Source organism: Bacillus cereus group sp. N12 (assembly GCF_016483575.1).
In the GTDB taxonomy this organism is placed as follows: domain Bacteria; phylum Bacillota; class Bacilli; order Bacillales; family Bacillaceae_G; genus Bacillus_A; species Bacillus_A toyonensis.
Genome location: NZ_JAEHBO010000149.1, coordinates 1 through 5,937, shown reverse-complemented (window position 1 = coordinate 5,937; position 5,937 = coordinate 1). Strand labels below are relative to the sequence as shown.

Below are 5,937 nucleotides of genomic sequence, written 5' to 3'. Positions count from 1 at the left end.
ATGCCGGTAGGTCCAGTAGGTCCTGGAGGTCCACCAGAAGGTCCGGTAGCTCCAGTTATGCCGGTAGGCCCAGTAGGTCCTGGAGGTCCACCAGAAGGTCCAGTAGCTCCGGTTATGCCGGTAGGCCCAGTAGGTCCTGGAGGTCCACCAGAAGGTCCAGTAGCTCCGGTTATGCCGGTAGGTCCAGTTATTCCAGTAGGCCCTATTTGAGGCAAAGGAAAGGAACATGGAAAGGGTATGTGACAATTCTTTTTAAATTTACTCATTTTTACACCTCCCTTATAAATTAATTACCAATTTATATTTATACTTTAACAACTTATGAGTAAACAGACACACGAGTGTAAGGAAGAAACCTATAATAATTACATAAAAGGTTTTAAGAGCAAGCCTTTATTTCAAATTCCATACCAAAAAGAGCGCTATATATAAGTGCTCTTCGGATCAAAGCTCTTAGTGTAAAAGAGTACGTGATACCAAAAGTAATTTTTTCATGGGCGTGAAGTATTTGAACAAACAAGCTATTTAATTACTAAGTTATCGAGATGAAAAATGGTGCACAAAGTTTTTTGTGCACCACTATATATAAACTATGTCTTGTCTTGTTAATAATATGTCTACCTCATAAAATTGTGAACAGATTAAATAGAAGATTAAATTTAAAAGAGCAAACTTTTAGGATGCTCTTATGACCAGTACCATTACTGTAAAAGGATACGTAATATCGTATGTGTATTTTTCAAAAGGTGTGAATTATTTGAACCCAAAATTAATTTGGCACAACAAAGCAGCTAGCTGAAGTAGCTAACTGCTCCGTTGTACGCTTTTAGAAGTAGCATAGGATACAACTATAGTATAAACGGATATCGAAATATTATGCAGGAAAGAAAACTAACCCAAAATTTCATTTTGTAGAAATAAAAACCCTAGTTTCCTAGGGTAATGGTATAACAGCTCAATATATTCTACTCTTTTATATTGTAACGTAATATTAAGTTAAAAACATAAGGTAAATATAACCAATTTTAGAAAATAAGAGCGGCTAGCAAAAGCTAACTGCTCAGTCTTGAAGGAAGTCTCAATCAGTACGGTTACACATAAGAGATTTCCGGCTGTTTAACAGCCTATCTACAGTATTGACGTAATATTGAGTTTTATTCAGAGAGAGAAAGTGAATAAATTTATGCTGTTCCAACTTGGTTTTGGTCTGCAACATCAGCATCAAATGTGTTTGTTGCGCTAACACCGCTAAAGGTATTGACAACAAAACCAACATTTGATGATCCTGAACCATTATAAGATTTTGTATTCTCTTTTGGAGAAACATTATAAAAATCCCCTAAGTTGAAAGAACCAGTACTATTTTGTACGACAAGGTTTGCTACAACTGAGGGCATAGTACGCACCTACTTTCCTAGAAAGTATTTAAATTAGCATATGTTGTAATCATCTAGAGGTACATTTTGATCTAAGAATTCGAAGTTATTGCTCGTGAAGATTTTAATAAAATAGTTATTTTGTAATAATCAAAAAAAATCACCTCGTATAGGTGCCGAAATAAGAGTTATTCAATTATCAAGATAATTACTTACCACCATTTTGATTTATACGTTTTAAATAAAAAATAGAACAAGGTCCTGATTTGAAAAATAGAGAGCTCTTTGAAAAGAGCTCTCCGACTAAAATTTATATTGAATATGAATACACACGATATTGTATGCGTGCTAATTAGGTAGGTGAATGTCTCATGAGATATAAAAAATTCAAAAAATCGTAATCAGATTTTCATGAGTAAATTTTTAATATTGTATGCCTTACTTGGAGTTATGGAGCATGTGATTAAAGAAAAGAGGCAAGCGGGAATTTTAACAAATAGTTATTTTATCTTAAATAAAAAAAGAGCACACATATAAGTGTGCTCTCAAATAAGAAAGGTAGAATGCTATGAATGGAAAGCTTCCATACAGTAACATATGCTTGTCCGGTTTAAATGTGAGAAGTTTTTAATAAAAACGCTATTTGAGTAGAAAACGCTTAAAAGGACCCGATTAGGGGGACGGGTCCTTTTAAGGAAACACTAAACCTTTATGGTATTACCAATAGATTACCATAAAAGGAAAGAGGTTTCCATTGATTGGGTGTTGAGAAAGCTTTTATAAAAATTTCATTTTGTATTAGTTTAAAACATAAATAGAGCACTTAATAAAATGCTCTCGTGACGAGATTATCCATTTGTAACGACTAACTTATTTTATATAGAAAGGAACACAAAATATTATACGTGTGTCCAGTCAATTACGTGCATTTTTAAAAATAAAGAGCAGCTAGCAAAAACTAACTGCTCCAAACAGGGATGTAACTCTAGATGTATGTATAGTATCGACGAAATATTGAGTTTTATTCAGGAGGGAGAGAAGTAGGCCATTAACATGAAGATGTGCCAATTCATATCCTGTAAGTACTAAATTAATGACGGGGTAGATTGAGAATGGATGATCCGATTAAGGAGATAGTTGGCGCTTGGTTTGTTGCAGTAGGGACAATTATTGCTGCGATTGGGAGTACACCTTTAAAAAGATTGAACAGCGAATTAAGAAAAGACTTGAACGTATGGGGGAATGTATTACAGGCAACGGGGAATGGTCTGGAAGCTGATGGACAAGGAGAAATATCCCTTGAATTGATTGGGAACGAAATCCAATCAATTGGTAATGTAACGGTTCTCACAGGACTCATTATAGAATTTGAAGATGAAACACAAAAAAAATTAGTGATTGCAGGAAATTGGATACAAGCATTAGGTGGTGTTACATCAATAGGTGGGGAAATAGAGGATAGTTCCAATATAGATGAATCGTATAACATTGTCGGGAATGTGTTACAAGCGACTGGTAATTCATTACAGGCAATAGGTGGAATTGATGAATTGAAAGCTAGTCGGGATAAAGTGGAGGGAATTTCGGAAGACGATGATGAGGATGGACAGCTTATAGTGATTACGGGGAGTTGGGTCCAAGCGGTCGGTTCAGTAGTTTCATTAATCGGTCAAATAAGAGAAGAAAGCCAAGAGATAGAGGAAAATAATTCATAGAAAACCTAATGAAATAATCCTTTTCTAATAAGAAAGTTACTAAAATATGAGAAAATGATATAATAATACCAATTAAACATTTAGTCCTACTGGAAGAACCAGCGGACATCAAACTATAAAGAGCATTAGTGATATTGCTCTGTAGTTTGGTGTCCGCTTTTTGTTTTTTGTTAACAAAATAAATAAGGGGTGTTTTTATATATGATGCAATTAACTTTCTTACCTAAAATTGATCGTAAAGCAACACAAGTTCGTTTAGAAGAGATTCTTGAAAATGTTCGTATTTATAGACAATTTGGGATGATTAGAAATGAGATGAAGGTCACGGCATCTAGCGAAGTAAGATATCACGGTCCAACCAATATAGTAGGAAAGCCAGCTGAAAATATCGCTTTAGCAAATGTTGCTATGAGTGAAAGAGAAGTGAAATTACAACGTTTATCTTTTCAAATTGATAAGGCATTAAGTCGTTTTAGCAAAAATCAAAGAGACATTATTGTAAAACGATATTTGGAAGATGAAGAAGTCTTTGATTACATGGTTTATAACGAGATTGGTATGAGTGAACGTACATATAGACGAAATAAATCTAATGCTTTTTATAAACTAGCTTTTGCTCTTAGATTAGAAGTATATGAGACAGAAGAGCGGAATGGGAGGGAGGATCTATGAACTTTGTTCAACCTATTCGTGATCCAGAGCAAATACAACAGATTAAAGCATACCTAAAGGGAACCAATGAACGTAATTACATTTTGTTTGTGGTGGGAATTAACACAGGGTTGCGTATAAGTGATATCTTAAGGCTTAAAATAGGTGATTTAAAGGGAAGTCACGTTTCAATGCGTGAAATGAAGACGGGTAAGCAGAAACGTATTCAAATTACCGCAGCATTAAGAAGAGAATTGAAATGGTACATTGAAGAGATGGAAGATCATGAATATTTAATCAAGAGTAGGCAGGGAAAGAATCGGCCAATAGGAAGAAGTATGGCATATAAAATACTTAGCACCACAGCAGCAGAATTTGGATTAGATGAGATTGGGACACATACATTACGTAAGACATTTGGGTATCATATGTACATGCAGACAAAGAATATAGCTTTGCTAATGGAGATATTCAATCATTCAAGTGAACGGGTAACATTAAGATATATAGGAGTAAACCAAGATGCAATGGATAAAGCAATGACTAGGTTTAAAATCTAATCATTGCTTTTTCTTTTTAGTTCGAGGATAGCATCACATACCTATCGACTTAAGAACAGAAACTTACGCTTGAACATAATATCAAATCTAGATGAGCAAAGCTATTTCAAGTGAATAGAATTCACTCTTTAAGAATACATAAAATATATACATACAAGCTTAGTCTGATCACTACATCATTAGTGAAAGTAGAATTCTATAAATTTTGGAGGAAGAGATATGCAAAAAAAGGTTCTCCTGTTCACAGATTTGGGGATTGATGATGCGTTTGCTATGCTGTACACCTTTTTTCGTAAAGACATTCAACTTGTAGGAATTGTAGCCGATTATGGAAATGTATCAAGAGAAAATGTAATAAGGAATATTAACTATTTGAAGTACATTGCGGGAAGAGAAGAGATACCTGTATTCCTTGGTGCTTCTGTACCGTTGACTGGTATATTAATTCAGTATTTTCCTGAGGTACATGGGAAAGTCGGATTAGGACCTATTATTCCCCCTGAAATTCCATATCCAGTTTATCCCTTAAATGATATTTATCAAATTATAGAATCAAATTTAGAAGATCTTACAATTATCAATTTAGGAAGGCTTTCTTCGCTAGCTACGACTTTTGTATTGAATTTAGAAACAATGCGAAACGTAAGAGAATGCATTTGCATGGGGGGAGCTTTTTTCTATCCAGGTAACGTAACTGCTGTGGCTGAAGCTAACTTTTACTCAGACCCTTATGCAGCAAACTTAATTCTGCAGCATGCAAAGAACTTGACGGTTATTCCTTTAAATGTGACTCAACATGCGATTGTTACACCCGAAATGGTCCAGAAAATCGATGCATTTCATCGGAATACACAGGATCTTGCAGGACTCATCATCAAACCCATGTTAGATTATTATTATAATTTCTACTCCAAGTCTAATCCTGGTATAAGTGGAAGTCCTATGCATGATTTTGTAACGGTGTGGTATTTGCTGAATCAAGAGGCTGTTAGTCTTTCAAGGGTACCCATTAAAGTAATTCCTGATCAAGGGGAAGGATTTGGTCAAAGCATTGCAGACTTTCGTTTTGTTACTAATCCAGGCTATAAAACGCATAATGTAGCTTTTCATTTTGATTATGAAAGGTTCAAGAAGGATATTATGGAAACGTTCCTAAAGAAGAGAGTGTAACAGACTTTATTAACTTCAGATAATACGGATTATATGAATGAAATATCACTGCACTTCACGTACAAGAATTCGACTTTTTTAGGTTAAAATTCGTCTAACATACAAAGCTTCCGAAATGTTGGCTGTATCCTATCACTATCAAGCTTACAGAATAAAATCTTCCTAATTGCTGGTACATTAAACCTTTAACTTGATGACCATGTGGTGCTACCCTATTCTATACGGTTACTCATTTTTATTATGTTGTGTAACTCAAAAGAGAAAGTGCTATGAAGCTATCAATATCAAGGGCTGTAACGTTTGGCTTAGTTACACAAAATATAAGATATGGGTAAGTGAAGAAACGGCATAAAAAGAAGCGTAGTTCGTCAAATGGAAGTAATGCTCTATTACCATCAAGTTAAGAAATTCATTGTATCCGATTAATAGTATCCGTTTTTATGTGATTGTTATTGATTTTAAAAA

The 5,937-nt window shown here is 34.6% G+C and carries 5 protein-coding genes and 1 pseudogene; 4 read left to right on the top strand and 2 right to left on the bottom strand.

From position 1 onward, the window contains the following. Positions 1-266 (bottom strand): annotated as a pseudogene (locus JDS92_RS31160) (BclA C-terminal domain-containing protein); the annotation flags it as partial. A 915-nt stretch (positions 267-1,181) separates the two neighbouring features. Next, complete coding sequence (locus tag JDS92_RS29385) at positions 1,182-1,397, bottom strand: spore germination protein (RefSeq protein WP_097957631.1); 216 nt, start codon at positions 1,395-1,397, stop codon at positions 1,182-1,184. 1,091 nt (positions 1,398-2,488) lie between these two features. Here JDS92_RS29385 and JDS92_RS29380 point away from each other — a divergent pair. From JDS92_RS29380 to JDS92_RS29365, 4 genes are all read left to right on the top strand, one after another. Beyond that, positions 2,489-3,091 carry a DUF6944 family repetitive protein gene (locus tag JDS92_RS29380; protein WP_086422402.1) on the top strand — a complete coding sequence of 201 codons (603 nt, stop codon included), beginning with the start codon at positions 2,489-2,491 and terminating at the stop codon, positions 3,089-3,091. Positions 3,092-3,292: 201 nt separating this feature from the next. Next, positions 3,293-3,763 (top strand): ArpU family phage packaging/lysis transcriptional regulator, encoded by a 471-nt coding sequence (locus JDS92_RS29375; RefSeq protein ID WP_097957633.1) that lies wholly within the window; start codon positions 3,293-3,295, stop codon positions 3,761-3,763. After that, complete coding sequence (locus JDS92_RS29370) at positions 3,760-4,302, top strand: site-specific integrase (protein WP_097957634.1); 543 nt, start codon at positions 3,760-3,762, stop codon at positions 4,300-4,302. The genes JDS92_RS29375 and JDS92_RS29370 overlap by 4 nt, the downstream gene beginning before the upstream one ends. Positions 4,303-4,521: 219 nt before the next feature. Continuing rightward, complete coding sequence (locus JDS92_RS29365; protein WP_199632994.1) at positions 4,522-5,472, top strand: nucleoside hydrolase; 951 nt, start codon at positions 4,522-4,524, stop codon at positions 5,470-5,472. The last annotated feature ends 465 nt before the right edge of the window (positions 5,473-5,937 follow it).